Genomic DNA, 23,752 nt, shown 5'->3' with positions numbered 1-23,752 from the left:
GCTACAGCTCCCGCAGGACCGACGCGCGGCGGGCGCGGGTCAGGAAGTCCTCCACGCGCGCGTGGTCCGGTGCGAGGGGGAGCGGGGAGGCGTCGTGGGCCCGGTCGGCCTCCTCCTGGAGGCGGTTCATCCAGGACTCGACCTCGGGCCAGGGCACCTCTCCGCGCTTGACCGCGAGGAGGCGGTCGCGGTCCTCGCCGACGTCGATGCTCAGCTCGCCCGTGCGCAGCAGGTCGCGGCAGCTCGCCAGGAGCCGCAGCAGGTGCATGGCGTGCTTCCAGCGCGGATGCCCGTGCTGGCGCACGTCCGCGTCCAGCTTGCGGCGCTGCCCGCCCGCGTACCGCACGAACGTCCGGTGCGCCTGCCGGGAGAGGAAGGCGCCGCGCAGCGCGACCAGCTCGCGGCCGAGGTCGTCGGCGTACTCGACCACGGGGGAGTGGAGGCATTCCAGGACGTTCGGGTTGTTGCGCAGGGCCAGCTCGCAGAACCGTTCCAGCTCCCAGCTGAACTGTTCCGGCGCCGGGCCCTCCACGTGCGCCGGGGGCTTGTCGAAGCGCCAGAAGAGCGGCGTCGGGGCCAGGTAGACGCCCCGGACGTCCGTGTCGCTGCCCTCGGTCGCCAGACCGAAGGCGCGCGAGCCCATCACACAGGAGTAGATCGTGTGCTCGCGCACCAGCTCGTCCGGAGTCATGCCGGGCAGGTTACGCGAGGCTGATCGTTTCGCCCGAGACGATGATCTGCTCGGCGGGGAGCGGGCGGGTGGCCGGGCCCGTCACCACCGAGCCGTCCGCGACGCGGAACCTCGAACCGTGGCAGGGGCAGTCGACGGTGCCGTCCGCGACCTTGTTCACCAGGCACCCCTGGTGCGTGCAGACCGCCGAGAACGCCTTGAACTCGCCGGCCGTCGGCTGCGTCACCACCACCTTCTCCTCCGCGAAGACCGTTCCGCCGCCGACGGGGATCTCGGAGGTCCTGGCCAGCACCTCGCCGTCGCCCTCGGGGGAATCGGGGGCGCCCGGCGTCTCCGGGGCGTCCGGCGCCTCGGGGGTGCCCGCCGTCGTACCGCCGTCGCCCCCGTCCCCGCCGCCGTCCGAGCCGCAGCCCGCCGTCGTCAGGGCCGCGGCGGCGAACAGGACGGTGCGGCGGCTCGTGCTGTGGGAGGTCATGGCGCCAGCTTGGCCACGCGCCCGCCGCCGGGTCCCGCGACACGCCTGCGCCCGTACCCCGGGTGGCGGAGCGCGCGGGTCCGCGTGACACCGGCCCCGTCCCGTACGCCCGCCCGCGCTCCGTACGCCCGCCCCGTCTCGGAGAGCGGGCGCCGTGCTCCCGGCCTCCCCGCCGCTGACTAGGCTGAACGGAGCACTGACGCAGGCGAAGGAGCACGACGTGGCGGTACGAGCGGTCCGAGGCGCCGTCCAGCTGGACCGGGACGAGGCCGGGCACATGCGCGAGCGGGTCGAGGAGCTGCTCACCGCCGTCCTCGAACGCAACGGCCTCACCACCGAGGACCTCATCAGCATCTGGTTCACGGCCACGCCCGATCTGCACAGCGACTTCCCCGCCGCCGCGGCCCGGCACATCGGAATCGCCGACGTCCCCCTGATCTGCGCCCAGGAACTCGACGTCGAGGGCGCCATGCCGAGGGTCGTCCGGCTCCTCGCCCACGTCGAGACCGAGCTGCCCAAGCCCCGGATCGCGCACGTCTACCTCGGCGCCGCGGCCGCCCTGCGCAAGGACATCGCCCAGTGAGAACAGCGCTCGTCATCGGAACCGGCCTGATCGGCACCTCCGCCGCCCTCGCCCTCGCCGGGCGGGGCGTCACCGTCCACCTGCGCGACCACGACCCGGCCCGCGCCCGCACCGCCGCCGCGCTCGGCGCCGGCACCGACGAGGTGCCCGGGGGCCCCGTGGACCTCGCCGTCGTCGCCGTGCCCCCCGCCCACGTCGCCGCGACCCTCGCCGAGGCCATGACCGCCGGCCTCGCCCGCGGCTACCTGGACGTCGCCAGCGTCAAGGGCGGACCCAAGCGGGAGCTCGAAGCCCTGGGCCTCGACCTCACCGCGTACATCGGCAGCCATCCCATGTCCGGCAAGGAGCGCTCCGGCCCCCTCGCCGCCACCGCCGACCTCTTCGAGGGCCGCCCCTGGGTCCTCACCCCGACCCGGGACACCGACACCGAGGTCCTCAACCTCGCCCTGGAGCTGGTCGCCCTCTGCCGGGCCGTCCCCGTCGTCATGGACGCCGACGCCCACGACCGGGCCGTCGCCCTGGTCTCCCACACCCCGCAGCTGGTGTCCTCCATGGTCGCCGCGCGCCTGGAGGAGGCCGACGAGTCGGCCGTGCGCCTCTGCGGGCAGGGCATCCGCGACGTCACCCGGATCGCCGCCTCCGACCCCCGCATGTGGGTCGAGATCCTCTCCGCCAACCCCGGCCCCGTCGCCGACGTCCTCTCCGGCGTCGCCGCCGACCTCGACGAGACCGTCCGCGCCCTGCGCTCCCTCCAGTCCGCCGACGAGGACGAGCGCCGGGACGGCGCCACCGGCGTCGAGGACGTCCTGCGCCGCGGCAACGCCGGCCGCTCCCGCGTCCCCGGCAAGCACGGCGCGGCGCCCGCCGCCTACGAGACCGTCGCCGTCCTCATCAGCGACCGGCCCGGCGAGCTGGCCCGGATCTTCGCCGACGCGGGCCGCGCGGGCGTCAACATCGAGGACGTCCGCATCGAGCACGCCACCGGCCAGCAGGCCGGCCTGGTCCAGCTCATGGTGGAGCCCTCGGCCGCCCCGGTCCTCGGCGCCGCCCTCCAGGAACGCGGCTGGGCCCTCCGTACGGGCTGACGCGGCCGCCCCCGTGCCCGGCCCGCGCACGGGCTGGGCCGAACGGGTGCGTGGGACTCGGTAACCTTGGGGGAAGCCCGTCGCGCCCCCGCCGGGTCCTGCCACCCCACCCCAGGAAGGTGTTCCCACCGTGGAATCCGTGATCGTCGCCATCGACGGGCCGTCCGGCACGGGCAAGTCGAGCACCTCGAAGGCGGTCGCCGCCAAGCTGGGGCTGAGCTACCTCGACACCGGCGCCCAGTACCGGGCGATCACCTGGTGGATGATCAGCAACGGCGTGGACGTCTCCGACGCCGGGGCGATCGCCGCCGTCGCCGCCAAGCCGGTCATCGTCTCCGGCACCGACCCGTCCCGGCCCACCATCACCGTGGACGGCGCCGACGCCTCCGGCCCCATCCGCACCGAGGAGGTCACCTCGAAGGTCAGCGCCGTCAGCGCCGTCCCCGAGGTGCGCGCGCTGATCACCGAGCTCCAGCGGACCATCGCCCGGGGCGCCGAGCACGGCATCGTCGTCGAGGGCCGGGACATCGGCACCACCGTCCTGCCCGACGCCGACCTCAAGATCTTCCTCACCGCCTCGCCCGAGGCCCGCGCCGCCCGCCGCTCCGGCGAGCTCAAGGGCGCCGACGTGCGCGCCACCCAGGAGGCCCTGGTCAAGCGGGACGCGGCCGACTCCAGCCGCAAGACCTCCCCGCTCGCCAAGGCCGACGACGCCGTCGAGGTCGACACCACCGACCTCACGCTCGACCAGGTCATCGAGTGCGTCGTCACCCTGGTGGACGAGAAGCGGGCGGCCGTCCGGTGACCGTGCCCTCCGCGAAGGGCGCCGCCGTCGGCCGGGGCATCGGCATCGGGCTGATGTACGGGCTGTGGAAGCCGCGCGTCCTCGGCGCCTGGCGGGTGCCGGCCTCCGGCCCCGCCATCCTCGCCGTCAACCACGCGCACAACATCGACGGCCCCATGCTCATGGGCACCGCCCCGCGCCCCGTGCACTTCCTGATCAAGAAGGAGGCGTTCGTCGGCCCGCTCGGCGGCTTCCTGGAGGGCATCGGCCAGGTCAAGGTCGACCGGGACAGCACCGACCGCACCGCGATAGCGGGCGCCCTGGGCGTCCTGGAACAGGGCGGTGTCCTCGGGATCTTCCCCGAGGGCACCCGGGGCGAGGGCGACTTCGCCTCGCTGCGCGCGGGCCTCGCGTACTTCGCGGTCCGCAGCGGCGCGCCGATCGTCCCCGTCGCCGTCCTGGGCAGCACCGACCGCCGGGGACGGCTCGTCAAGGCCCTGCCCCCGCTGCGCGGCCGCGTGGACGTCGTCTTCGGCGACGCCTTCCAGGCGGGCGACGGCTCCGGCCGCCGCACCCGCAAGGCGCTGGACGAGGCCACCGTACGCATCCAGGGGAAGCTCACCGCCCACCTGGAAAACGCCAGGCGCCTCACCGGGCGCTGAGCGAGACTTTCAGTAGTGGAACCCGTCGACCGGGAACCACCGACCACGAATGATCGAGGAACGGACTTCATGAACGACCAGCACGACCACGGGGCACTTGGCGACGCCGAGTACGCGGAGTTCATGGAGCTCGCCGCGGAAGAGGGCTTCGACGCGGAGGAGATCGAGGGCGCGATCGAGGAGGCCGGGCACGGCCCGCTCCCCGTCCTCGCCGTCGTCGGCCGCCCGAACGTCGGCAAGTCGACCCTGGTGAACCGCATCATCGGGCGCCGCGAGGCCGTCGTCGAGGACAAGCCGGGCGTCACCCGCGACCGCGTCACCTACGAGGCCGAGTGGGCCGGCCGCCGCTTCAAGGTCGTCGACACCGGAGGCTGGGAGCAGGACGTCCTCGGCATCGACGCCTCCGTCGCCGCCCAGGCCGAGTTCGCCATCGAGGCCGCCGACGCCTGCCTCTTCGTCGTGGACGCCACCGTCGGCGCCACCGACACCGACGAGGCCGTCGTCAAGCTGCTCCGCCGCTCCGGGAAGCCGGTCGTCCTCGCCGCCAACAAGGTCGACGGCCAGTCCGGCGAGGCCGACGCGGCCATGCTCTGGTCCCTGGGCCTGGGCGAGCCGTTCCCGGTCTCCTCGCTGCACGGCCGCGGCACCGGCGACCTCCTGGACGAGGTCCTCAAGGTGCTGCCCGACGCCCCCGAGCAGCGCTTCGGCAACGCCGTCGGCGGCCCGCGCCGCATCGCCCTCATCGGCCGCCCGAACGTCGGCAAGTCCTCCCTGCTCAACAAGGTGGCGGGCGAGGACCGGGTCGTCGTCAACGAGCTGGCCGGCACCACCCGCGACCCGGTGGACGAGCTGATCGAGCTCGGCGGCGTGACGTGGAAGTTCGTGGACACCGCCGGCATCCGCAAGAAGGTCCACCTCCAGGAGGGCGCGGACTACTACGCCTCCCTGCGGACCGCGGCCGCCGTCGAGAAGGCGGAGGTGGCCGTCATCCTCATCGACACCACCGACACCATCTCGGTCCAGGACCAGCGCATCATCACGATGGCGGTCGAGTCGGGCCGCGCCGTCGTCATCGCCTACAACAAGTGGGACGAGCTGGACGAGGAGCGCCGCTACTACCTGGAGCGCGAGATCGAGACCGAGATGCAGCAGGTCTCCTGGGCGCCCCGGGTCAACGTCTCCGCCAAGACCGGCCGCCACATGGAGAAGCTGGTCCCGGCCATCGAGACCGCCCTCGCCGGCTGGGAGACCCGCGTCCCCACCGGCCGGCTGAACGCCTTCCTCGGCGAGATCGTCGCCGCCCACCCGCACCCGATCCGCGGCGGCAAGCAGCCCCGCATCCTCTTCGGAACGCAGGCGGGCACCAAGCCGCCCCGGTTCGTCCTCTTCGCCTCGGGCTTCCTGGAGGCCGGCTACCGCCGCTTCATCGAGCGCCGCCTCCGCGAGGAGTTCGGCTTCGAGGGCACCCCGATCCACATCTCGGTCCGGGTGCGCGAGAAGCGCGGCCGCAAGAAGTAGGACCGCATGCGGCCGGGGGCCGGGACCCGCATCGGGTCCCGGCCCCCGGCCGTTCGGTTCCTTCCCGGGCCCCGAGGGCCCGGAGCCCTTCGCGAGGGCCCTTCAGAGCCCTCCGCGGGGCCCCGGCGGCAGCGCCGCCCGGGAGACCTGCGGAGGCGGCGGCGCCGGGGCCTGTGCCGCCCACGCCGCGGGCGGCGCCGCGTGCCGCCGCCCCTGCCCGGGCCCGCCCGCGCCCAGCGTCGTGCCGAAGGCCCGGAATGCGAGCCCCTCCTCGCCGCTGCGGTCGCCCGGCAGACTGCGGAACGACCTGCGGTACTCCGAGTACAGGGCGTCGTAGATCGGCGTGGGCGAGGGGCCCGCCGAGACGTCCGGCGCGAGGCGCATGGAGGGGATCTGACTCGGATGCGACTGGGGGGAAGGGTCGTATGGGTGCACGTAGGTGCCAACGACCCCGCCGCCCGTCGGATGCGGGCGGCTCTCCGAAAGGGCCGCCCGCCGAGGGCGCGGCACGGTCGCGGCCCCCGGCCCCGGCGTCCCCCGCTCCGCCGGCACCCCGGCGACCCGCACCCACCCCGAGCCCCGCCGCGCGTCCTTCGTCACGTGCCGGCCAGCGGCATCGCGGCGGCCACCAGGCGCCCGTTCGCGGCGGCCTTCTCCAGGGCGTCGCGCAGCAGGTCCTCGCGCGGCTGCTGGCCGATCGAGCCCACCGGGGCGGCGAAGACCAGGACCGTGTGCGACTTGTTGGCCGCCGCGCGCCAGCCGTCGGTGACCTGGAGCGGCTGGTGCGCCTGCCACCAGGCGGCCTGCCCGGCGCCGCCCGGCCCCGGCTGGAGCACCGAGTGCAGCTGGCCCATGGCGACCAGGACCGACCAGCCCGGCAGCACCGCCGGCCTCGTGTCGAGGTCCATGACCTGCTGGAAGCCCTGCTCGGCCAGGAGCGGCAGGAACTCGTCGACGAGGCCGTCCGACCCCGGGCGGGCCACCGGCGCGGTCGGCTCCACCACCAGGGCCGGGTGCAGCTCGCCCTGGATCAGGACGAGCCCGCTGGTGACCCCGAGCACGGCCTGCTCGGGATGGGAGACGGAGAGCGCGTCGGCGGCGTCCGAGGCCGTGATGGAGGCGACGGCCCCCTGGAGCTGCTCCTCGGCGACCCGTACGACCTGCGACGGGATGCAGCTGGCGTGGGCGAACGCGAGGACCGCCGTCTCCTCGCCGACGAACAGCACCGTGCTGGTGCGCTCCTGCTCGGAGTCCCCCGGCGTGCGGCAGGAGGTGCAGTCGTAGTTGCCCGGGGCGTTGTCGCCGTCGAGCAGCCGGTCGGCTTCTTCGTCGCCGATCTCGGCGCGTACGTCCTCGCTGACGTCGAGCATGCGCGGCACGGGGGGCTCCCTGGACTCGGTACGGGCGGACGCCGGGCCGTTCCCGGTCGTCTCATGCCGAGTTCAACGGGCCAGGCTCGGCCGGGGTCACGCGCGGATGCGGGGCAAGTTGCCGCCGGACACCGGGGCGGGAGGGTGCCGCCGACCGGGTGGGGTGTCGGCGGAGTCCCGCGCGGCACGGGCCGGGGGCGCCGGGAGGCTGCCTAGCCTGCGGCGATGTCGAAGATCAGATTTTGGACGGCCGGTTCCCTCGCGGCGGCCTCCGCGGCCGCGCTCCTCACCCTGGCCCCGACCCCCGCCCAGGCACAGGTGCAGACACGGACGCAGACCGCCACCGCACCCCGTACGACCGCCGCCTCCGTGCCCGCGTATCCCTGCGCGAAGGACCAGTGGCCGTGGGGCTGCGTCGCCGAGTGCGAGAGCAGCGGGCGCTGGCACGCCAACACCGGCAACGGCTTCTACGGCGGGCTCCAGTTCTGGCAGCCCACCTGGGTCGAGCACGGCGGCCTCGCCTACGCCCCGCGCGCCGACCTGGCGACCCGCGCGCAGCAGATCAAGGTCGCCGAGGAGGTGCTGCGCACCCAGGGCTGGGGCGCCTGGCCCGTCTGCTCCAAGCGGTACGGCCTGAGCGGGCGCGTCCACACCGTCCAGCCCGGCGACACCCTCAGCTCGATCGCCCGCCGCTTCGGGATCAAGGGCGGCTGGCAGGCGCTCCACACGGCGAACCGGAGCCTGATCGGGGCCGATCCGAACCGGATCGCCGTCGGCATGATGCTGCGCATCGCCCCTCTCTGACGGTCCCGCTCCGCCGCTCCCGCCCGGACGGGCGCCGGGACCGCCGGTGTCCGTCCGCACGACCGCCCGCGAGCACCGGCGCCGTCCGGCAAGTACAGTCGGGCGACCGACCAACTGACCGGGGGGAACCGGCAGCGCGATGCGTATCTCCTTTCTGCTCCACAACGGCTACCACTACGGCGGCACGATCCGCACCACCTACACGCTCGCCGAGGAACTGGCGGAGCGTCACGAGGTCGAGATCGTGTCGGTGTTCCGCCACCGCGACCGCCCCCTGCTCGACCTGCCCGCGGGGGTGACCCTGCGTCACCTCGTCGACCTGCGGAAGGACGGCCCCGGGTACGACGGGGAGCACCCCGACTTCCACCGCCCCGCCCGGGTCTTCCCGCGCGGCGACGGACGCTGGAAGCAGTACAGCGCGCTCACCGACGCCCGGATCGGGGAGCACCTGCGCGGGGTGGAGGCGGACGTCCTGGTCGCCACCCGCCCCGGGCTGAACGTCCACCTCGCCCGGCAGGCCCGGCGGGGGCCCGTCCTGATCGGCCAGGAGCACCTGACCCTGGACGGCCACACCTACCGGCTGCGCCGGGACATCGCCCACGAGTACGCGCTCCTCGACGCCGTCACCACGGTCACCGAGGCCGACGCGCGCGCCTACCGGAAGCTGGGGCTCCCGGGCGTACGGATCGAGGCCGTGCCCAACAGCGTGCCCGCGCCCTCGCTGCCGCCGGCCGACCCGGCGGCGAAGACGGTCGTCGCGGCGGGCCGGCTGACCCGGGTCAAGCGGTACGACGTGCTGATCGAGGCCTTCGCGCGGGTGGCCGGGGACCACCCCGACTGGAAGCTGCGGATCTACGGCTCCGGGGACGCCGTCCAGAACCTCAGGGCCCCGCTCGCCCGGCTGATCGAGGAGCGGGGCCTCGAGGAGCGGGCCTTCCTCATGGGGTCGGTCACCCCGCTGGAGCCGGAGTGGGTCAAGGGCTCGATCGCCGCCGTGACCTCCCAGCGCGAGTCCTTCGGCATGACGATCGTGGAGGCGATGCGCTGCGGCCTCCCGGTGGTCTCCACCGACTGCCCGAACGGGCCGCGCGAGATCATCGAGGACGGGGTCGACGGGCGGCTCGTGCCGGTCGACGACGTGGCGGCGGTCGCGGGGGCGCTGCGCGAGCTGATCGAGGACGACGAACTGCGGGCGAAGACGGCGCGGGCGGCCCTCGCCGCCTCCGAGCGCTTCGACCCGGCCCGGATCGCGGCCCGGCACGAGGCGCTCTGGACGGACCTCCTCGACCGGGGCGCGGGCCGCCGCACGCACCCCCCGGCGCGGACGGCGCTCCACCGGGGCGTGGGCCGGGCCGTCGACGCCGTCTACGCCCAGAAGGCGCGGGCGGGCCGCCTGGTCCGCCGCTTCCGCTGACCGGGCCGGAGCGCCCTCCGCCGCTCACCGGAGCTCCCTCCGCCGGTCGTCGGGGCGCCCGGTCCGCATCGAGGACCGCAGCTGTCCGCGAGGGGTGCCAGACTCGGGCGCATGTTGGAGACCTCCGCACGGCTGCTGCGTCTGCTCTCACTGCTCCAGGCCCACCGCGAATGGTCCGGCGCCGACCTCGCCGACCGGCTCGACGTCACCCCGCGCACCGTGCGGCGGGACGTCGACCGGCTGCGGGAGCTCGGCTATCCCGTGCACGCCACCCCCGGCACCGGCGGCGGCTACCGGCTCGGCGCCGGGGCCGAGCTGCCGCCGCTCCTCCTCGACGACGAGGAGGCCGTGGCGGTCGCGGTCGGGCTGCGCGCCGCCGCCGGACAGGGCGTCGAGGGCATCGGCGAGAGCTCCGTACGCGCCCTGGCCAAGCTGGAGCAGGTCCTGCCGGGCCGGCTGCGACGGCGCGTCGGGGCCCTGAACGCCTTCACGGTGCCCCTGCTGCGCACCCCGGACGAGCGGGTCGACCCGGAGGTCCTCACCGAGCTCGCCCACGCCTGCCGGGACGGCGAGCGGTTCCGCTTCGCCTACCGGGACCACGGCGGCTCCACCACCCGCAGGAGCGTGGAGCCGCACCGCCTGGTCTGCACCGAGCGGCGCTGGTACCTGGTCGCCTGGGACCTGGACCGGGCCGACTGGCGTACGTTCCGGGTCGACCGGATCGAGCCCACCCCGCCGCACGGCCCCCGCTTCCCGCCCCGCGAACCGCCCGCCGCGGACCTGGCCGCCTATGTGGCGAAGGGCGTGTCGAGCCGTGCCTACACGACGGAGGGGACGGTCCGGCTGCTGGTGCCGCTGGCCGAGGCCGCCGGGGTCGTCGGCCCGCTGCACGGCGTCCTGGAGGCCGAGGGGGACGGCACCTGCCTGCTGCGGTCGGGGGCGCACGGCCTCGACGTCCTGCTGATCCACGTGGCCATGCTCGGCTTCGACTTCGAGGTGGTCGAGCCGCCGGAACTCACCGGACAGGTCCGCGAGCTCAGGGACCGCCTCTCCCGCGCCCTCGACCGGGCGGACGGCGTAAGCATTGTGTAAGGAAAGCGTGAGCACCGCGCGGGGGCGCCGCCGGAACAATTCGCGGGGCGCGCGCGACGGGCGGGAATTCCCCGCGTCCTATCGACCCTTCCCGGCGCCGCGCGGGAAGGACCGGACCTTCCCCGGAAATCCCCGGAGAAGCACCGGGGAAGCGGCGGTTAACCGCCCTCGCGGGGGCGCGGGGCGCGGCAGACATATGTCGAGAACCTGTGACACAAGCGTGACCGGCAAGGTACTAACGTGAGGCTCATGGCACCCACATCGCGCACTCCCGAACCGCCCCGCGACGCCCCCGAGTCCTATGTGGGCCTCGACGCGGAAGGCGCCGAGCAGCTCGCCAGGACCCGGGGCTGGAGCGTCGTCCGCGCCCTGCCGCCCGGCTCGATCATCACCATGGAGTACCTCGCCGGGCGCATCAACTTCGAGGTCCAGGACGGCGCCGTCACCCGCTGCTGGCTCGGCTGACGCCCGGCCCCGGACACGCGAAGGGCCCCGGCCGACCCGGCCGGGGCCCTTCCTCTGCTCGCGGACCTTCGTGTACGGGGAGGTGCGGGGGCTCAGCCCCCGGTCGCCGGGGTGCGCCGGCCGCCGGCCACCCCCACGGGCTCCCGGGCCGGCTCCTCGGGCCCGGGCGGGCGCGTCGGGAAGAACCCCGGCCGGGGCCCGCCGGACGCCACCGGCAGCGAGGGCACGAGCCGCCGCCGGTCCCGCAGCCGCTCCCGCACCCGGTCGCGCGCGGCGAGGATCCACGACTCCGCCACGGCCAGGACCGGCTCGCACCAGGGCAGCGCGAGCAGGACCAGGAGGCCGGCCGCCCAGCCGAGCAGCACGTCGCTCAGCCAGTGCGTGCCCAGGTAGACGGTGGTGAGGCCGACGCCGAGCGCGACCACGGCGGAGAGCGCCGACAGATAGCGCCGGGCCCGCGGGGTGGTCGCCAGGTAGGCCAGGATTCCCCAGGTCACGACCGCGTTGGCGGTGTGGCCGGAGGGGAATATATCGCCGCCGGCGAAGAGCTCGGCCGAGCCGACCTGCGTCGCGTAGTGGGGTCCGAGCCGGCCGAGTCCGAGCTTGACCGAGCCGACCGAGACGTTGAGCAGCAGGAGGGCGGCGCCGAGACACAGCAGGGGGCGCAGGGTGTGCTGGCGCCAGGAGCGCCAGCCCAGCCAGGCGGCCACCATGACGGCCGTGGGGCCGCGCTGACCGAGGACGACGTAGTAGTCGAGGAAGGCGTGCAGCTCCGGCCACTGCTGGTAGGGCCGGAACAGCATGATCTTCCAGTCGAGGGTCACCAGCCGGGTCGAGAGCAGCACGGCCACGACGATGGCGAGATAGAACGCCGACGTCCCGCCGAAGAGGGCGAGACGCGTGCGGGTCATCCCCGGGACCTCTATCTTCGGCGGTTCCGGCTCCCGGTCCAGCCGGGCAAAGATGTCGGTACGCACCCAATCGACGTTACAGGGAGTGAGAAGCCGACCCCGTCAAACCGCTCCCTTCGTGATGACGATGTGATGTGGAGTGCGTCTCGCCGGTCGCTCATTACCGGCGTCCGTCCGGAAATCGGATGACCTGCGAATCCATTCCCGAAGGGGCGTTCCGGAAAAATGTTTGAACGCCCGGGAATTGTTCCGAACGGGCGCCCGCGCGGAATTCCGTACGATCCGTGCACCGCCCCGAGTGGCGTACGCCACACCCGGAGCCCCGACGGCGTGAGAGGTGCACCACGCGCTCGACGCTTGAACTCGCGTACGCTGGCGGCTCGCTCGCCCGTCGATGCCGGGCCGCTCCGGGGAGGCAACCCCTGGTCGGGGGCCCACCGAGCGCGAGAGTTCCACCGGGAGGTACGTACATGTCGCGGACGAACACGGCCCCAGCACGACCCCGTGCCGCCGCGGGCGGTGGTGCCAACCGCTGGGTCGTCCTCGTCGTCCTCTGCGTCAGCCTCCTCCTGGTCGCCCTGGACGCGACCATCCTCCACGTCGCCGTCCCCTCGCTCACCGAGGACCTGCGGCCCGGCTCCACCGAGCTGCTCTGGATCGTCGACGCCTACCCCCTGATCTGCGCCTCGCTCCTGATCCTCTTCGGCACCCTCGGGGACCGGGTCGGACGGCGCAGGGTCCTGCTGCTCGGCTACGCGCTGTTCGGCGCCGCCTCCGCGGTCGCCGCCCTCGCCACCGAGCCCTCCGTCCTCATCGCGGCCCGCGCGCTGCTCGGCGTCGGCGGCGCCATGATCATGCCCGCCACGCTCTCCATCCTCCGGGCGGTCTTCCCCGACCGGCGGGAGCGCGCCACCGCCATCGGGATCTGGACGGCGGTCGCCGCGATCGGCGCCGCCACCGGTCCGGTCCTCGGCGGCTTCCTCGTCGAGCACTACTGGTGGGGCTCCGTCTTCCTCATCAACATCCCGCTGATGGCGCTGATCCTGCCGCTCGGCCGCCGCCTGCTGCCGGAGTCCCGGGGCGCCGCCGACGGCCCCTGGGACGTCCTCGGCGCCCTCATGGCCGCGGCCGGCGTGCTCGGCTGCGTCCTCGGCGTCAAGCGCGCCGGGGCCGGCGACCCGCTGCTCGCCCTGCCCACCGCCGGGCCGCTGCTGCTCGGCGCGGCGCTCCTCGTCCTCTTCGTGCGGCGCCAGAAGCGGCGCCCGCACCCGCTGATCGACACGGGCCTCTTCGCCCGTCCCGCCTTCACCACCTCGGTCGGCTGCATCGTCCTCGCCATGCTGGCCCTGGTCGGCCTGGAGCTGATCGCCGTCCAGTACCTCCAGCTGGTCCTCGGCCTCAGCCCCCTGGAGACCGGTCTGCGGCTCCTGCCGCTGACCTTCGCCGCCATGGCGGCCGGCGCCACCGGCTCGTACACCCTGCGCCGGATCGGGCCGCGCCGGATGGTCGGCTGGGGCTTCGTGCTCACGGCCGGCGCGGTGCTGCTGCTCGTCCTCATGGGGGAGCACGACCGGCCGCTGCTGCTCACGGTGGGCTTCGTGCTGCTCGGCTTCGGCCTGCAGACCACGCTCTTCTCGGCGTACGAGTCGATGCTCAGCGAGGCGCCGCCGCGGAGTGCGGGCGGCGCGGCGGCGATCGGGGAGACCTCGTACCAGCTCGGCGCCGGGATGGGCATCGCCCTGCTCGGCAGCGTGATGAACGCGGCGTACGCCCCCGGTCTCGGCGGGATTCCCGGGGTGCCCGAGGAGGCGAGCCGGGCCGCCGCGAACTCGCTCGGCGAGGCCTACAAGGTGGCCGACCAGCTCGGCGGCGCGGCCGGCGGGGCCCTGCACCAGGCCGCCCGGCAGTCCTTCGTGAACGGTCTGCACGTCACGCTCTGCGTGAGCGCCGCGCTGCTGCTCGCCGGCGCGCTGATGGCCCTGCGGCTGCCCCGCGTCATGGAGTGTCCGGTGGATCCGGAGGGGCCGGAGGAGGCGGAGCGCCCGGAGGCGGCCGTGGAGGCCGGGGGCGCGCGGACGGTCCCGGACGGTCCGGTGCCGGGCGCGGAGCGCGCCGGGAAGGCGGGGCCGTCCGAGGCGGCCGAGCCGCGGGTGCCCGCGACCCGGGAGGCGATCGAGCCCGCCGGCTCGGGGCGACGGCCGGCGCACTGACCCGATCCGTGGGGAGTGCCCCGGGCGGGCCGGCGGACCCGCTCAGCTCTGGTTGAAGAAACCGTCCTGCGGGCGCCGGCCGTTCTCGCTGACGACCTGGGTGTCGGCGGGGGTCAGCAGGAAGACCCGCGTCGCCACGCGCTCGATCGAACCGCGCAGACCGAAGGCGAGACCGGCGGCGAAGTCGACGACGCGCTTGGCGTCGTCCGGCTCCATCGCCGTCAGGTTCACGATGACCGGGACGCCGGCCCGGAAGAGTTCGCCGATGCCCCGCGCGTCCCGGAAGCCGTCGGGGGAGACGGTGGCGATCCGGCGGCCCCGCTCCTCCGCGGTGTCCGTGGCCACCCGGACCCGGGGGTCCGTCACCCAGGCGTCGCCGCTCTCGGCACCGTCGGCGTACTCGTCGTCGTAGTAACGCTCGTCGTTGTCCTCGACGAGTCCCAGCCAGGCACTTGCCTTGCGCACCGATCCCATCGACGCCTCCTTTCAACGCGGTCACTTGTGGTTCCGCATGTCCCCATCGTCGTCCATGATGCGGATCGCGCGCCAAGCGGATAAGCACCGCGCAGGAGATTCGTGACGGTACTGGTGCAGAACGTGAGGGCCGTTTCCTGGCGATTCGTCAGGAAACGTGCGGTATGCGGTCCCTGGTGAGGGGCCATGCAGATGAAAATATGAAAGTCGTGCCGGAAGAGTGACGACGGGCGCGTACGGGTGAACGGGACCGCTCGCTACGATGCCGCGAGGCCGCTCGACGGTCCTCCGTACGGGCCTCCGTACGACCTTGCGCACCGGTTCGCGGGCGGCCCCCGGGCGGCCCGGCCCACGACTCACGGGGGAGTCCTTGTTCGGAATCGTCAGACCCTGCACGCACCGGCTCACCGACAACCTCAAGGTCGAGTGGATGGCCCACCTCTGCGGCCTCTGCCTCGCGCTCCGCGCCGACCACGGCCAGTTCGCCCGGGTCGTCACCAACTACGACGGGCTCATCGTCTCGGTCCTGACGGAGGCTCAGACCGGCGCCGTGGCGAGCGGCCGCCGCACCGCCGGGCCCTGCCCGCTGCGCGGCATGCGGACCGCGCCCGTGGCCCGGGGCGAGGGGGCCAGGCTCGCCGCCGCCGTCTCGCTCGTCCTCGCCTCGGCGAAGGTGCGGGACCACGTCGCCGACCGGGACGGCCTGTTGGCGCGCCGGCCCGTCGCCGCCGCGGCCCGCCGGGTCGCCCGCTCCTGGGACCGGGCCGGGGCCAGGACCGGGCGCGCCCTCGGCTTCGACACCGCCGTCCTCGTCGACGCCGTCGACCGCCAGACCGGCATCGAGGCCCTCGCCGGGACCGGCACGCCCCTGCTCGCCGTCACCGAGCCGACCGAGACCGCGACCGCCGCCGCCTTCGCCCACACCGCCGTCCTCGCGGGCCGCCCGGAGAACGCCGCGCCGCTCGCCGAGGCCGGACGCCTCTTCGGCCGGCTCGCCCACCTCCTCGACGCCGTCGAGGACCAGGCCGCCGACGCGGCGAGCGGCGCCTGGAACCCGCTCACCGCGACCGGCACCTCCCGCGAGGAGGCCCGCCGGCTCGCCGACGACGCCCTGCACGGCATACGCCTCGCCCTGAAGGACGCCCGGTTCGCCGACGGCAAGCTGGTCCACGTCCTCCTCGCCCACGAACTGCGCACCTCGGTGGACCGCGCCTTCGGCACCACGACCTGCTCGCACGGGGCGCACGGCGCCGGGCAGGCGCAGGGGCACGGGCCGGTGCCGGGGAACCCGTACGCCCCCCAGGGGCCCGGGCCCGGCAACCCGTTCGCACCCGGTCCCGGCGGCCCCGGCGGACCGGGCGGGCCCTACGCCCCCGGACCCGGCGGCCCCGGGGGTCCCGGCGGGCCGTTCCCGCCCGGACCGCCCGGCCGGCGCGGGCTGATCGCCGGCTGCACCCTCTGGGTCGGCCTCGCCTGCACCTGCCAGATGTGCTGCGGGACGTACGAGGACCCCTGGACCCGGCAGCGGCGCGACGGCCTCTGCAGCCAGTGCGACCCCGGGAACTGCTGCGACTGCTGTGACTGCTGCAGCAACTGCTGCTCCTGCGGCGAGGGGGACGGCGGCTGCTGCGACTGCAACTGCGGCTGCGACTGCTGACGGCTCGTCGTAAGGGCCCCGGCGGGGCCCTTACGACGAAAACGTCCTCCACCGGGCCCGTACCGCTACTTCTTCGGTGCGGGGATCTCCGGCGGGGAGATCCGCGAGCGCTCGATGCCCGAGCCCGTCACCCCCCACTTCCGCAGGATCCGGTCGTACGTCCCGTCGGCCTTCAGGCCGTTCACCGCGGCCTGGAAGGCCGGCGCGAGCGGGGTGCCCTTCTTGAAGGCGAAGCCGACGTCGAGCCGCCGGTACTCGTTGAGGAACTTCACGTTCTTCTGCTGCGTCACCGCGTACCGCACGCCGTTGATCGTGTTCATCACGACGTCGCTGCGCCCCTGCTGGAGCGCCATCCAGAAGGCTCCGGCCTCGTTGTAGACGTTGATCTCGTACGGCTTCTTTCCGCCCTCCGCGCACCGCCCCCGGTTCTGCTCCAGGGTCCGCTCGAAGGTGGTGCCGGCGCCCACCGCCACCTTCAGGCCGCACAGCTGGGTGAGGTCGGTGATCTCCTTCAGCGGACTGTCGGCCCGGGTCGCGAAGCCCTGCCCGTCGTTGACGTACGTGACGAAGTCGATCGTCCTGCGCCGCTCCTCGGTCACGCCGAAGTTCCCGGTGCCCACGTCGTACTTGCCGCTGCCGAGCGCCGGCAGGATCGCCTCGAAGCCGACGACCTCGCGCTTCGGCTCCAGACCGAGCGCCTTCGCCACCGCCGCGGTGAAGTCGGCGTCCACCCCCACCACGGTCCTGCCGTCGGGCAGATAGGCCGAGCCGGGCGGGGTGGCCACGGAGGCGGCGACCGTGAAGCTGCCCCGCTGCCGCACGTCGGCGGGGAGCAGCTTCGCCGCCGCCTCGTTCTTCCTCACCCCCGCCACCACGTCCTCGGTGGGAAGGGCGCCCTTCGCCGCGCCCGGGGCCCCTGCCGGTGCGGTCGCGGGATCACCGCCCGCGCAGGCGGTGAGGCCGAGCGCGGCGGCGGTGATCAGCGCGAAGACGGCGGTGGTGCGGGCGGGGCCGGAACTCGTGGGCGTACTCATGGCTTCGGGTTCTCCAGGAACTTCTCGAACGGCAGCGGGCCGATCGTCTCGGGATCGGCGGACACGTCGAAGAGCGGGCGGTAGCCGCTCGCCAGGTAGAGGCCCCTGGCCTCGGGCTGGCGCGGCCCGGTCGTCAGGTAGACGCGGGAGTAGCCGCGGGCGGCGGCCTCCCGTTCGAGCACGGCCAGGACGCGGCGGGCGAGCCCGCGCCTGCGGTGCGCCGAGTGGGTCCAGATCCTCTTCAATTCGGCGGTGTGCTCGTCGTGGCGGCGGTAGGCGCCGCCCGCCACGGGCACGTCCTGCTCCAGGAGGAGCAGGAAGGCGCCGTGGGGAGGGGCGAACTCCTCCGCCGGACAGCGGCTCAGCTCGTGCGCGGAGCCGTACCGGGTCGTGTACTCGTGCGCCAGTCCGTCGAGGAGCGGGCGCGCCAAGGGGTCGTCGGCCGTGGTCCGGCGCACGGACGGCGCGGACTCACGACTGGGCGTGAGAGGCATGTGTCTCTTTCGGGCGAAGAGAACCGAGAAGGGGCAGGGCGAGGGGAGGGGAGTTCAGTGCCGCACGGGTGAAGGAACCACCGCCGACGGTGTCAGAAGGGACACCACGGGCGGGGAGGGGAGAGCAGGAGACGCGGGGGTCGGCTCAACAGGAAGAGGACCACACGCGACCGAAGTCGATGTGGGAGCGCGTGACCAGCTGCCGCGAATGCATGGGCCCAGTGGAACAGGCATCCGTTTCCCCGTCAACCGCCGTGAGACGAACGGCCCGTATTCCGGACGGACTTGACAGGCCTCCGCCCGACGACCGTAGCCTCACAGGGCGGACACCGGGCTGAGGGGCCCGGTCCCGCGCTCACCGCTCGCCGTGCGTGTGAAGGCGCACCCCGTGGGAACGCCCCCGCGCGTTCCCCGCGTGAACGCCGGCCCGTTCCCATGCGAACGACCCCGCGTTCCCCGCACGAACGCCCAGGCGTTCCCGTGCGCACTCCCGTGTTCGATCCGCCCCCTGGCATCCACGGAGCCTTCGCATGCCGACCCCCCTCGCCCCCCTCGCCCCGCTCGCCAAGGAGGCCGCGGCCCCGCCGCCGGCCGGACCGCCCCTCCGGATCGTCCCCGCCCGCCGCACCGGGCAGCGGGCCGCCGCCGGCGCCATGATCGTCCTGCTCGCGCTCGGCCTCGTCTCGGTCGTCCGCAACGAGGCCTTCCAGTGGGACGTCGTCGCCCGGTACTTCACCTCCGCGTCCGTCCTGCGCGGCCTCGGCCTCACCCTGTGGCTGACCGCCCTCGTCATGGTCCTCGGCTTCGCCCTCGGCACCCTGCTCGCCGTTTTCAGGCTCTCCGCCAACCCCGTTCTACGAGCGGTCAGTTGGGGCTACGTCTGGTTCTTCCGGTCCACGCCGATCCTGGTACAGCTGCTCTTCTGGTTCAACATCGGCATGCTCTACCCGCGGATCCTCGGCGTGAGCACGGTCAACCTCCTCGGACCCGTCGCCGTCGCCGTCATCGGCCTCACCCTGCACGAGGCCGCCTACGCCGCCGAGGTCGTCCGCGGCGGCATCCTCTCCGTCGACCGGGGCCAGATCGAGGCCGCCGAGTCCCTCGGCCTCGGCCGGTGGCGCCGGCTCTCCCGGATCGTCCTCTCGCAGGCCATGCGCGCCATCGTCCCGCCCGCCGGGAACATGCTGATCGGCACCCTCAAGGGCACCTCGATCGTCTCCGTGATCGCCGTCCAGGACCTGCTCTACTCCACCCAGCTCGTCTACCACCGCACCTACGAGGTCGTCCCGCTCCTCCTCGTCGCCACCCTCTGGTACGTCGCCGTCACCTCGGTGCTGAGCGTCGGCCAGTACTACGTCGAGCGGCACTACGCCCGCGGAACGGCCGGTGCCCGATGAGCACCCGCCCCTCCCTCGTCGTCGTGGGCGCCGGGCCGCGGGGGACCGGCTTCCTCGAACGGCTCGCCGCCAACCTGCCCGAGCTGTACGGCGACCGGCCCCTCGACGTGCACCTCGTCGACCCGCACCCGCCCGGCCCCGGCCGGATATGGCGCACCGGACAGTCCCCGCTGCTCTGGATGAACTCCCAGGCCGAGGACGTCACGATGTTCACCGACGAGACCGTGCGCCTCGAAGGGCCCGTCCGGCCCGGACCCACCCTCGCCGAATGGGCCGGCATCGACGGCCGCACCTTCCCCACCCGCCCCCTCCAGGGCTCCTACCTGCGCTGGGTGTACGAGCGGGCCCGCGCCGCCCTGCCCGCCTCCGTCACCGTCCACGAGCACCGCACCAGCGCGCTGCGGGTCGCCGGCCCCCGCGAGGGGCGCCAGCGGGTCTGGCTGGAGGGCGCCGCCGCGCCCCTCCCCGCCGACCTGGTCGTCCTCACCGTCGGCCACCTCGACGCCGAACCCGACCGGGAACAGCGGGCGCTCGCCGACTTCGCCGCCCGCCACGGCCTCGTCCACCTGCCGCCCGACTTCACCGCCGACACCGACCTGAGCGCGCTCCCCGCCGGCGAGCCCGTCCTCGTCCGCGGCTTCGGCCTCGCCTTCGTCGACCTGATGGTCCTCCTCACCGAGGGCCGCGGCGGCCGGTACGAGGGCGAGGGCGACGACCTCGTGTACGTGCCCTCCGGCCGCGAGCCCGTCCTGCACGTCGGGTCGCGCCGGGGCGTCCCGTACCGCTCGAAGATCGGCTACGCCCTCGACGGCGAACGGCCCCCGCTGCCCCGCTTCTTCGGCACCGGGCAGACCGACGCCCTGCTCGCCCTCGGCCGCCCGCTCGACTTCCGGCGCGACGTGTGGCCGCTGGTCGACAAGGAACTCGGCTGGGCCCACTACCACCGCCTCTTCTCCACCCACCCCGAGCGGACCGCGCTCCCCTGGGACGACTTCGAGAAGGCCTACGGGGCGGCCGAGCCGCGCGGGGCCGCACTCGCCGCGCTCGTCGCCGCCGCCGTCCCCGACCCCGCCGACCGGCTCGACCTCGACGCCCTCGACCACCCCCTGGACGGCGCCCGCTTCGCCTCCGCCGAAGCCCTCCAGGACGGCCTGCGCGCCCACATCGCCGCCGACCTCGCCCGCCGCCACGACCCCGCCCACAGCGCCGACGCCGCCGTCTTCGCCGGACTGCTCTCCGTCTACGCGCAGCTCCTGCGGCTCGGCGACCGCCTGGACCCCGGCGGCTGGTGGCACGGCTTCTTCAGCTACCTCGCCTCCGGCCCGCCCGGACCCCGGCTCCGGCAACTCCTCGCGCTCTCCCGCGCCGGCGTCGTCCGCTTCCTCGGCCCCCGCGTCACCGTCGGAACCGACGAGGAACGCGGCCTCTTCCGGGCCTCCTCCGAGGCCGTACCGGGGGAGCGGACCGAGGCCCGCGCCCTGGTCGAGGCCCGACTGCCCGACCCCACCCGGGAACTGACCGGCAGCCCGCTGCTGCGCGCCCTGTACGAGGAGGGGGCCCGCGCCACCGCCAGTGGCCTCCTCGTCGTCGACCCCGCCGACGGCCGGGTCCTGGAGCGCGACGGACGCCCGCACCCGCGCCGCTTCGCGCTCGGCCCGCACACCACCGCCCGCGCCGGCGGGGCCTTCACCCGGCCCCGTACCGGCGGGGTCGCCTTCGGGCAGAACGACGTCACCGCGCGCGCCGCGCTCGCCCTCCTGCGCGACCTGGAGTGTCGTCTCCCGGCCCCGCTGAGCGCCTGACCGGCACTCCGTCGGGCGCCTGACCGGCCGCTCCCCTCCCGTACCCCGCCCGCTTCTCTCCCGAGGAACCGCCATGGCTCTCACCAGTGGCCCACCGGCCGCACCGCTCACGAAGGAACCTGCCACCACCGCCGAACCGACCCCCGCCGCCACGGCCAAGGTCGAGATCCGGGCCGTGCACAAGAACTTCGGCCCCCTGCACGTCCTGCGCGGCATCGACCTCGACGTGCGGGCCGGCGAGGTCACCGTCGTCCTCGGCCCCTCCGGCTCCGGCAAGTCCACCCTGCTGCGGACCATCAACCACCTGGAGAAGGTGGACGGCGGCACGGTCAGCGTGGACGGCGTCCTCGTCGGCTACCGGCGCTCCGGGAACAAGCTCTACGAGTTGCGCGAGCGCGAGATCCTCAAGCAGCGCACCAGGATCGGCTTCGTCTTCCAGAACTTCCACCTCTTCCCGCACCTGACCGTCCTGGAGAACGTCGTCGAGGCCCCCGTCTCGGCCCTCAAGCGCCCCCGCGAGGCGGCCGAGGCCGCGGCCCGGAAGCTCCTCGAACGCGTCGGGCTCGCCGACAAGGCGGACTCGTACCCCGGGCGGCTCTCCGGCGGACAGCAGCAGCGGGTCGCCATCGCCCGCGCGCTCGCCCTCGAACCGAGCCTGCTCCTCTTCGACGAGCCGACCTCCGCGCTCGACCCCGAACTGGTCGGCGAGGTCCTCGACGTCATCAAGGACCTGGCCGCCACCGGCACCACCATGATCGTCGTCACCCACGAGATCGGCTTCGCCCGCGAGGTCGCCGACACCGTGGTCTTCATGGACGAGGGCCGGATCGTCGAGCAGGGGCCGCCCGACGAGGTGCTGGACAGCCCGCGCCACGAACGCACCCGTGCCTTCCTCTCCAAGGTCCTCTGACCCGCCCGGAACCACCGAGACCGTACGAAAGGGTTGAAAAGCATGAACGCGGATCCACGGCAGGACTGGCGGGAGTGGCGCGAGGCGCGCGAGGCCGCGGTCTCCGCCCCGTACGGACCGCTCTCCCTCGCGGGCCACCACTGGCTCTCCGACCGCCCGGAGGGGCGAATTCCGGCCGTTCCGGGGGAGTGGCGGGCGGACGGCGACGAGGTGGTCCTGACGGCGGCCGGCGGGGACGGACTCGCCGTCGACGGGAAGCCGTTCACCGGCACCGTCCGGCTCGCCGCCGACCAGGGCCCGGCCGGGGAGTCCCGGGTCGCGGCGGGCGAGCGCCGGTTCGTGCTGCTGCGGCGCGAGGGGGAGTGGGCCGTAAGGGACTTCGACCCCGGCGCGGGGACGCGCCGCGCCTTCCGGGGCGTCGAGGTCACCCCGTACGACGAGCGCTGGGTGGTGCCCGGCGTCTTCCGCCCGTACGGGGAGACGCGCGACGTGCGGGTCGGGAACGCCGACGGCCGGGAGCGGGACCTCGGCCTCGCCGGTGAGCTGGTCTTCGCGCTGGACGGCGACGAGCGCACGCTCCAGGTGGCGGTCGGGGAGGGCGGCTCCCTGTGGGCGGTCTTCGCGGACGCCACCAGCGGCGACGACAGTCACCGCTTCCGCTTCCTGAAGCCCCCGGCCCCGGCGGCGGACGGCACGGTGACGGTGGACTTCAACCGGGCGCTGCTGCCGCCGTGCGCCTTCGCGGACCACTTCCTCTGCCCGTTCCCGCCGCCGGGGAACACCCTCGACGTCGCCGTCCCGGCGGGGGAGCGGCGGCTCGTACGGAACTGAACCCCAACCGCTGGGCAGTGCGGGGTAGTTGAGGGCTGTACGGCCGAAAGGCGCCCTTGCGGCGTGAAGTCGTACGGCCGGAGACTCCCCCACAGCGCCGGCCTCCGGGCCGCGCCTCACGGGCCCGACACCCCACTGCGGGCCCCCGATTCCCCTCGGGAGGAACGAGAAGTGAGGACCATGCGCACCACCCCCACGAGAACGATCCGGCTGCTCGCCGTCACCGCGGGCCTCGCCGCCGCCGCGGCGCTCGCCGTCCCCACCGCGAACGCCGACTCCACCGGAACCGCGGGCACCTACAGCGCCGCCGCCCTCGCGGCGACCGGCGACGCCGTCCGCGCCGCCGACGTGGCCGGCACGGCCTGGCACGTCGACACCGCCACCGGCCGGCTCGTCGTCACCGCCGACTCCACCGTCAGCGCGGCGGAGATAGCGAAGATCAAGCAGCGGGCCGGGGCCAACGCCGCCGCCATCGAGGTCGAACGGACCCCGGGCCGCTTCACCAAGCTGATCTCCGGCGGAGACCCCATCTACGCCGACGCCGGCTGGCGCTGCTCGCTCGGCTTCAACGTCCGCGACAGCGCGGGCACCTCCTACTTCCTGACCGCCGGGCACTGCACCGACGGCGCCCGCACCTGGTACGCCAACTCCGCCAAGACCACCGTCCTCGGCACCACCGCCGGGTCCAGCTTCCCGGGCAACGACTACGGCCTGGTCCGCTACACCAACAGCTCCATCGCCAAGCCCGGCACCGTCGGCAGCGTGGACATCACGAGCGCCGGCAACGCCACGGTCGGCCTGTCGGTCACCCGCCGGGGCTCCACCACCGGCATCCACAGCGGCAGCGTGACGGGCCTCAACGCCACCGTGAACTACGGCGGCGGCGACATCGTCTCCGGCCTGATCCGCACGAACGTCTGTGCCGAGCCCGGCGACTCCGGCGGCCCGCTCTACTCGGGCAGCCGGGCCATCGGCCTCACCTCGGGCGGCAGCGGCAACTGCTCCTCCGGCGGCACGACCTTCTTCCAGCCCGTGACGGAGGCGCTGAACGCGTACGGGGTGAGCGTGTACTGAGCGAACCGCGCGGGG

Annotated in this window: 24 protein-coding genes; 16 read left to right on the top strand and 8 right to left on the bottom strand. The window is 74.3% G+C overall.

The features are described from left to right. Window position 1 precedes the first annotated feature (1 nt). Window positions 2-691, bottom strand: a complete 690-nt coding sequence (locus CP977_RS07875; protein WP_152369833.1) for a nucleotidyltransferase domain-containing protein — start codon at window positions 689-691, stop codon at window positions 2-4. 10 nt (window positions 692-701) lie between these two features. Beyond that, window positions 702-1,166 carry a Rieske (2Fe-2S) protein gene (locus tag CP977_RS07870; RefSeq protein ID WP_109187091.1) on the bottom strand — a complete coding sequence of 155 codons (465 nt, stop codon included), beginning with the start codon at window positions 1,164-1,166 and terminating at the stop codon, window positions 702-704. A gap of 220 nt (window positions 1,167-1,386) precedes the next feature. Between CP977_RS07870 and aroH the strand changes: the two genes are divergently transcribed. From aroH to der, 5 genes are all read left to right on the top strand, one after another. Beyond that, entirely contained in the window at window positions 1,387-1,749 is a 363-nt protein-coding gene (gene aroH / locus CP977_RS07865; RefSeq protein ID WP_062759031.1) for a chorismate mutase, read from the top strand. Further along, window positions 1,746-2,834 (top strand): prephenate dehydrogenase, encoded by a 1,089-nt coding sequence (locus CP977_RS07860; protein ID WP_152369832.1) that lies wholly within the window; start codon window positions 1,746-1,748, stop codon window positions 2,832-2,834. The genes aroH and CP977_RS07860 overlap by 4 nt, the downstream gene beginning before the upstream one ends. Window positions 2,835-2,964: 130 nt before the next feature. Beyond that, window positions 2,965-3,639, top strand: coding sequence for a (d)CMP kinase (cmk, locus tag CP977_RS07855; protein WP_062759027.1), 675 nt, complete (start codon window positions 2,965-2,967; stop codon window positions 3,637-3,639). After that, window positions 3,636-4,280 carry a lysophospholipid acyltransferase family protein gene (locus CP977_RS07850; RefSeq protein ID WP_183953303.1) on the top strand — a complete coding sequence of 215 codons (645 nt, stop codon included), beginning with the start codon at window positions 3,636-3,638 and terminating at the stop codon, window positions 4,278-4,280. Before cmk ends, CP977_RS07850 begins: the two co-directional genes overlap by 4 nt. A 69-nt stretch (window positions 4,281-4,349) precedes the next feature. Beyond that, complete coding sequence (gene der / locus CP977_RS07845; RefSeq protein ID WP_062759025.1) at window positions 4,350-5,798, top strand: ribosome biogenesis GTPase Der; 1,449 nt, start codon at window positions 4,350-4,352, stop codon at window positions 5,796-5,798. A 102-nt stretch (window positions 5,799-5,900) separates the two neighbouring features. Here the strand turns inward: der and CP977_RS07840 are convergent, their stop codons facing one another. Beyond that, entirely contained in the window at window positions 5,901-6,182 is a 282-nt protein-coding gene (locus tag CP977_RS07840) for a hypothetical protein (RefSeq protein ID WP_152369831.1), read from the bottom strand. 212 nt (window positions 6,183-6,394) lie between these two features. Further along, a complete protein-coding gene (locus CP977_RS07835; protein ID WP_062759023.1) occupies window positions 6,395-7,177 on the bottom strand; it encodes a hypothetical protein in 783 nt (260 codons plus the stop codon). 216 nt (window positions 7,178-7,393) lie between these two features. Between CP977_RS07835 and CP977_RS07830 the strand changes: the two genes are divergently transcribed. From CP977_RS07830 to CP977_RS07815, 4 genes are all read left to right on the top strand, one after another. Further along, window positions 7,394-7,972 (top strand): LysM peptidoglycan-binding domain-containing protein, encoded by a 579-nt coding sequence (locus CP977_RS07830; protein WP_152369830.1) that lies wholly within the window; start codon window positions 7,394-7,396, stop codon window positions 7,970-7,972. 139 nt (window positions 7,973-8,111) lie between these two features. Further along, a complete protein-coding gene (locus tag CP977_RS07825; protein WP_152369829.1) occupies window positions 8,112-9,386 on the top strand; it encodes a glycosyltransferase family 4 protein in 1,275 nt (424 codons plus the stop codon). 111 nt (window positions 9,387-9,497) lie between these two features. Then, window positions 9,498-10,478, top strand: coding sequence for a helix-turn-helix transcriptional regulator (locus CP977_RS07820; RefSeq protein WP_062759015.1), 981 nt, complete (start codon window positions 9,498-9,500; stop codon window positions 10,476-10,478). A 249-nt stretch (window positions 10,479-10,727) separates the two neighbouring features. Next, window positions 10,728-10,943: an I78 family peptidase inhibitor gene (locus CP977_RS07815; RefSeq protein WP_062759013.1), complete on the top strand. Its 216-nt coding sequence runs from the start codon at window positions 10,728-10,730 to the stop codon at window positions 10,941-10,943. A 92-nt stretch (window positions 10,944-11,035) separates the two neighbouring features. Here CP977_RS07815 and CP977_RS07810 read toward each other — a convergent pair whose 3' ends face one another. Then, window positions 11,036-11,854 carry a phosphatase PAP2 family protein gene (locus CP977_RS07810; RefSeq protein ID WP_236071726.1) on the bottom strand — a complete coding sequence of 273 codons (819 nt, stop codon included), beginning with the start codon at window positions 11,852-11,854 and terminating at the stop codon, window positions 11,036-11,038. 470 nt (window positions 11,855-12,324) lie between these two features. Here CP977_RS07810 and CP977_RS07805 point away from each other — a divergent pair, with 470 nt between their 5' ends. Then, window positions 12,325-14,064 carry an MFS transporter gene (locus CP977_RS07805; protein WP_152369828.1) on the top strand — a complete coding sequence of 580 codons (1,740 nt, stop codon included), beginning with the start codon at window positions 12,325-12,327 and terminating at the stop codon, window positions 14,062-14,064. A gap of 42 nt (window positions 14,065-14,106) precedes the next feature. Here the strand turns inward: CP977_RS07805 and CP977_RS07800 are convergent, their stop codons facing one another. Further along, window positions 14,107-14,538, bottom strand: a complete 432-nt coding sequence (locus tag CP977_RS07800) for a cell division protein SepF (RefSeq protein WP_062759006.1) — start codon at window positions 14,536-14,538, stop codon at window positions 14,107-14,109. A 370-nt stretch (window positions 14,539-14,908) separates the two neighbouring features. Between CP977_RS07800 and CP977_RS07795 the strand changes: the two genes are divergently transcribed. Beyond that, a complete protein-coding gene (locus CP977_RS07795; protein ID WP_183953304.1) occupies window positions 14,909-16,195 on the top strand; it encodes a DUF5685 family protein in 1,287 nt (428 codons plus the stop codon). A gap of 65 nt (window positions 16,196-16,260) precedes the next feature. On the opposite strand, the gene CP977_RS07790 is transcribed toward CP977_RS07795, so the two are convergent. After that, window positions 16,261-17,229 carry an ABC transporter substrate-binding protein gene (locus tag CP977_RS07790; protein WP_152369827.1) on the bottom strand — a complete coding sequence of 323 codons (969 nt, stop codon included), beginning with the start codon at window positions 17,227-17,229 and terminating at the stop codon, window positions 16,261-16,263. Further along, entirely contained in the window at window positions 17,226-17,723 is a 498-nt protein-coding gene (locus tag CP977_RS07785; RefSeq protein ID WP_062759002.1) for a GNAT family N-acetyltransferase, read from the bottom strand. The genes CP977_RS07790 and CP977_RS07785 overlap by 4 nt, the downstream gene beginning before the upstream one ends. Before the next feature lie 530 nt (window positions 17,724-18,253). Here CP977_RS07785 and CP977_RS07780 point away from each other — a divergent pair. The 5 genes from CP977_RS07780 (at window position 18,254) to CP977_RS07760 (ending at window position 23,737) form a co-directional block, all read left to right on the top strand. After that, a complete protein-coding gene (locus tag CP977_RS07780; protein ID WP_152369826.1) occupies window positions 18,254-19,120 on the top strand; it encodes an amino acid ABC transporter permease in 867 nt (288 codons plus the stop codon). After that, complete coding sequence (locus CP977_RS07775; protein ID WP_152369825.1) at window positions 19,117-20,922, top strand: FAD/NAD(P)-binding protein; 1,806 nt, start codon at window positions 19,117-19,119, stop codon at window positions 20,920-20,922. Before CP977_RS07780 ends, CP977_RS07775 begins: the two co-directional genes overlap by 4 nt. A gap of 73 nt (window positions 20,923-20,995) precedes the next feature. Continuing rightward, entirely contained in the window at window positions 20,996-21,832 is an 837-nt protein-coding gene (locus CP977_RS07770; RefSeq protein ID WP_229991583.1) for an amino acid ABC transporter ATP-binding protein, read from the top strand. 42 nt (window positions 21,833-21,874) lie between these two features. After that, window positions 21,875-22,663 (top strand): DUF1684 domain-containing protein, encoded by a 789-nt coding sequence (locus tag CP977_RS07765; RefSeq protein WP_152369824.1) that lies wholly within the window; start codon window positions 21,875-21,877, stop codon window positions 22,661-22,663. 180 nt (window positions 22,664-22,843) lie between these two features. Then, complete coding sequence (locus tag CP977_RS07760; RefSeq protein WP_183953305.1) at window positions 22,844-23,737, top strand: S1 family peptidase; 894 nt, start codon at window positions 22,844-22,846, stop codon at window positions 23,735-23,737. Window positions 23,738-23,752: the final 15 nt, after the last annotated feature.

This window comes from Streptomyces cinereoruber, assembly GCF_009299385.1.
GTDB lineage: Bacteria > Actinomycetota > Actinomycetes > Streptomycetales > Streptomycetaceae > Streptomyces > Streptomyces bikiniensis.
Note: the sequence above shows the minus strand (reverse complement) of the source record. Positions and strands in the feature narration are given on the sequence as shown.

What these genes read in the sequence shown, in the direction of transcription:
- CP977_RS07875 (WP_152369833.1), bottom strand. Translation starts at nt 691, where the DNA reads ATGACTCCGGACGAGCTGGTGCGCGAGCACACGATCTACTCCTGTGTG.
- CP977_RS07870 (WP_109187091.1), bottom strand. Translation starts at nt 1,166, where the DNA reads ATGACCTCCCACAGCACGAGCCGCCGCACCGTCCTGTTCGCCGCCGCG.
- der (WP_062759025.1), top strand. Translation starts at nt 4,350, where the DNA reads ATGAACGACCAGCACGACCACGGGGCACTTGGCGACGCCGAGTACGCG.
- CP977_RS07840 (WP_152369831.1), bottom strand. Translation starts at nt 6,182, where the DNA reads ATGCGCCTCGCGCCGGACGTCTCGGCGGGCCCCTCGCCCACGCCGATC.
- CP977_RS07830 (WP_152369830.1), top strand. Translation starts at nt 7,394, where the DNA reads ATGTCGAAGATCAGATTTTGGACGGCCGGTTCCCTCGCGGCGGCCTCC.
- CP977_RS07825 (WP_152369829.1), top strand. Translation starts at nt 8,112, where the DNA reads ATGCGTATCTCCTTTCTGCTCCACAACGGCTACCACTACGGCGGCACG.
- CP977_RS07820 (WP_062759015.1), top strand. Translation starts at nt 9,498, where the DNA reads ATGTTGGAGACCTCCGCACGGCTGCTGCGTCTGCTCTCACTGCTCCAG.
- CP977_RS07815 (WP_062759013.1), top strand. Translation starts at nt 10,728, where the DNA reads ATGGCACCCACATCGCGCACTCCCGAACCGCCCCGCGACGCCCCCGAG.
- CP977_RS07810 (WP_236071726.1), bottom strand. Translation starts at nt 11,854, where the DNA reads ATGACCCGCACGCGTCTCGCCCTCTTCGGCGGGACGTCGGCGTTCTAT.
- CP977_RS07805 (WP_152369828.1), top strand. Translation starts at nt 12,325, where the DNA reads ATGTCGCGGACGAACACGGCCCCAGCACGACCCCGTGCCGCCGCGGGC.
- CP977_RS07800 (WP_062759006.1), bottom strand. Translation starts at nt 14,538, where the DNA reads ATGGGATCGGTGCGCAAGGCAAGTGCCTGGCTGGGACTCGTCGAGGAC.
- CP977_RS07790 (WP_152369827.1), bottom strand. Translation starts at nt 17,229, where the DNA reads ATGAGTACGCCCACGAGTTCCGGCCCCGCCCGCACCACCGCCGTCTTC.
- CP977_RS07785 (WP_062759002.1), bottom strand. Translation starts at nt 17,723, where the DNA reads ATGCCTCTCACGCCCAGTCGTGAGTCCGCGCCGTCCGTGCGCCGGACC.
- CP977_RS07780 (WP_152369826.1), top strand. Translation starts at nt 18,254, where the DNA reads ATGCCGACCCCCCTCGCCCCCCTCGCCCCGCTCGCCAAGGAGGCCGCG.
- CP977_RS07775 (WP_152369825.1), top strand. Translation starts at nt 19,117, where the DNA reads ATGAGCACCCGCCCCTCCCTCGTCGTCGTGGGCGCCGGGCCGCGGGGG.
- CP977_RS07770 (WP_229991583.1), top strand. Translation starts at nt 20,996, where the DNA reads ATGGCTCTCACCAGTGGCCCACCGGCCGCACCGCTCACGAAGGAACCT.
- CP977_RS07765 (WP_152369824.1), top strand. Translation starts at nt 21,875, where the DNA reads ATGAACGCGGATCCACGGCAGGACTGGCGGGAGTGGCGCGAGGCGCGC.
- CP977_RS07760 (WP_183953305.1), top strand. Translation starts at nt 22,844, where the DNA reads ATGCGCACCACCCCCACGAGAACGATCCGGCTGCTCGCCGTCACCGCG.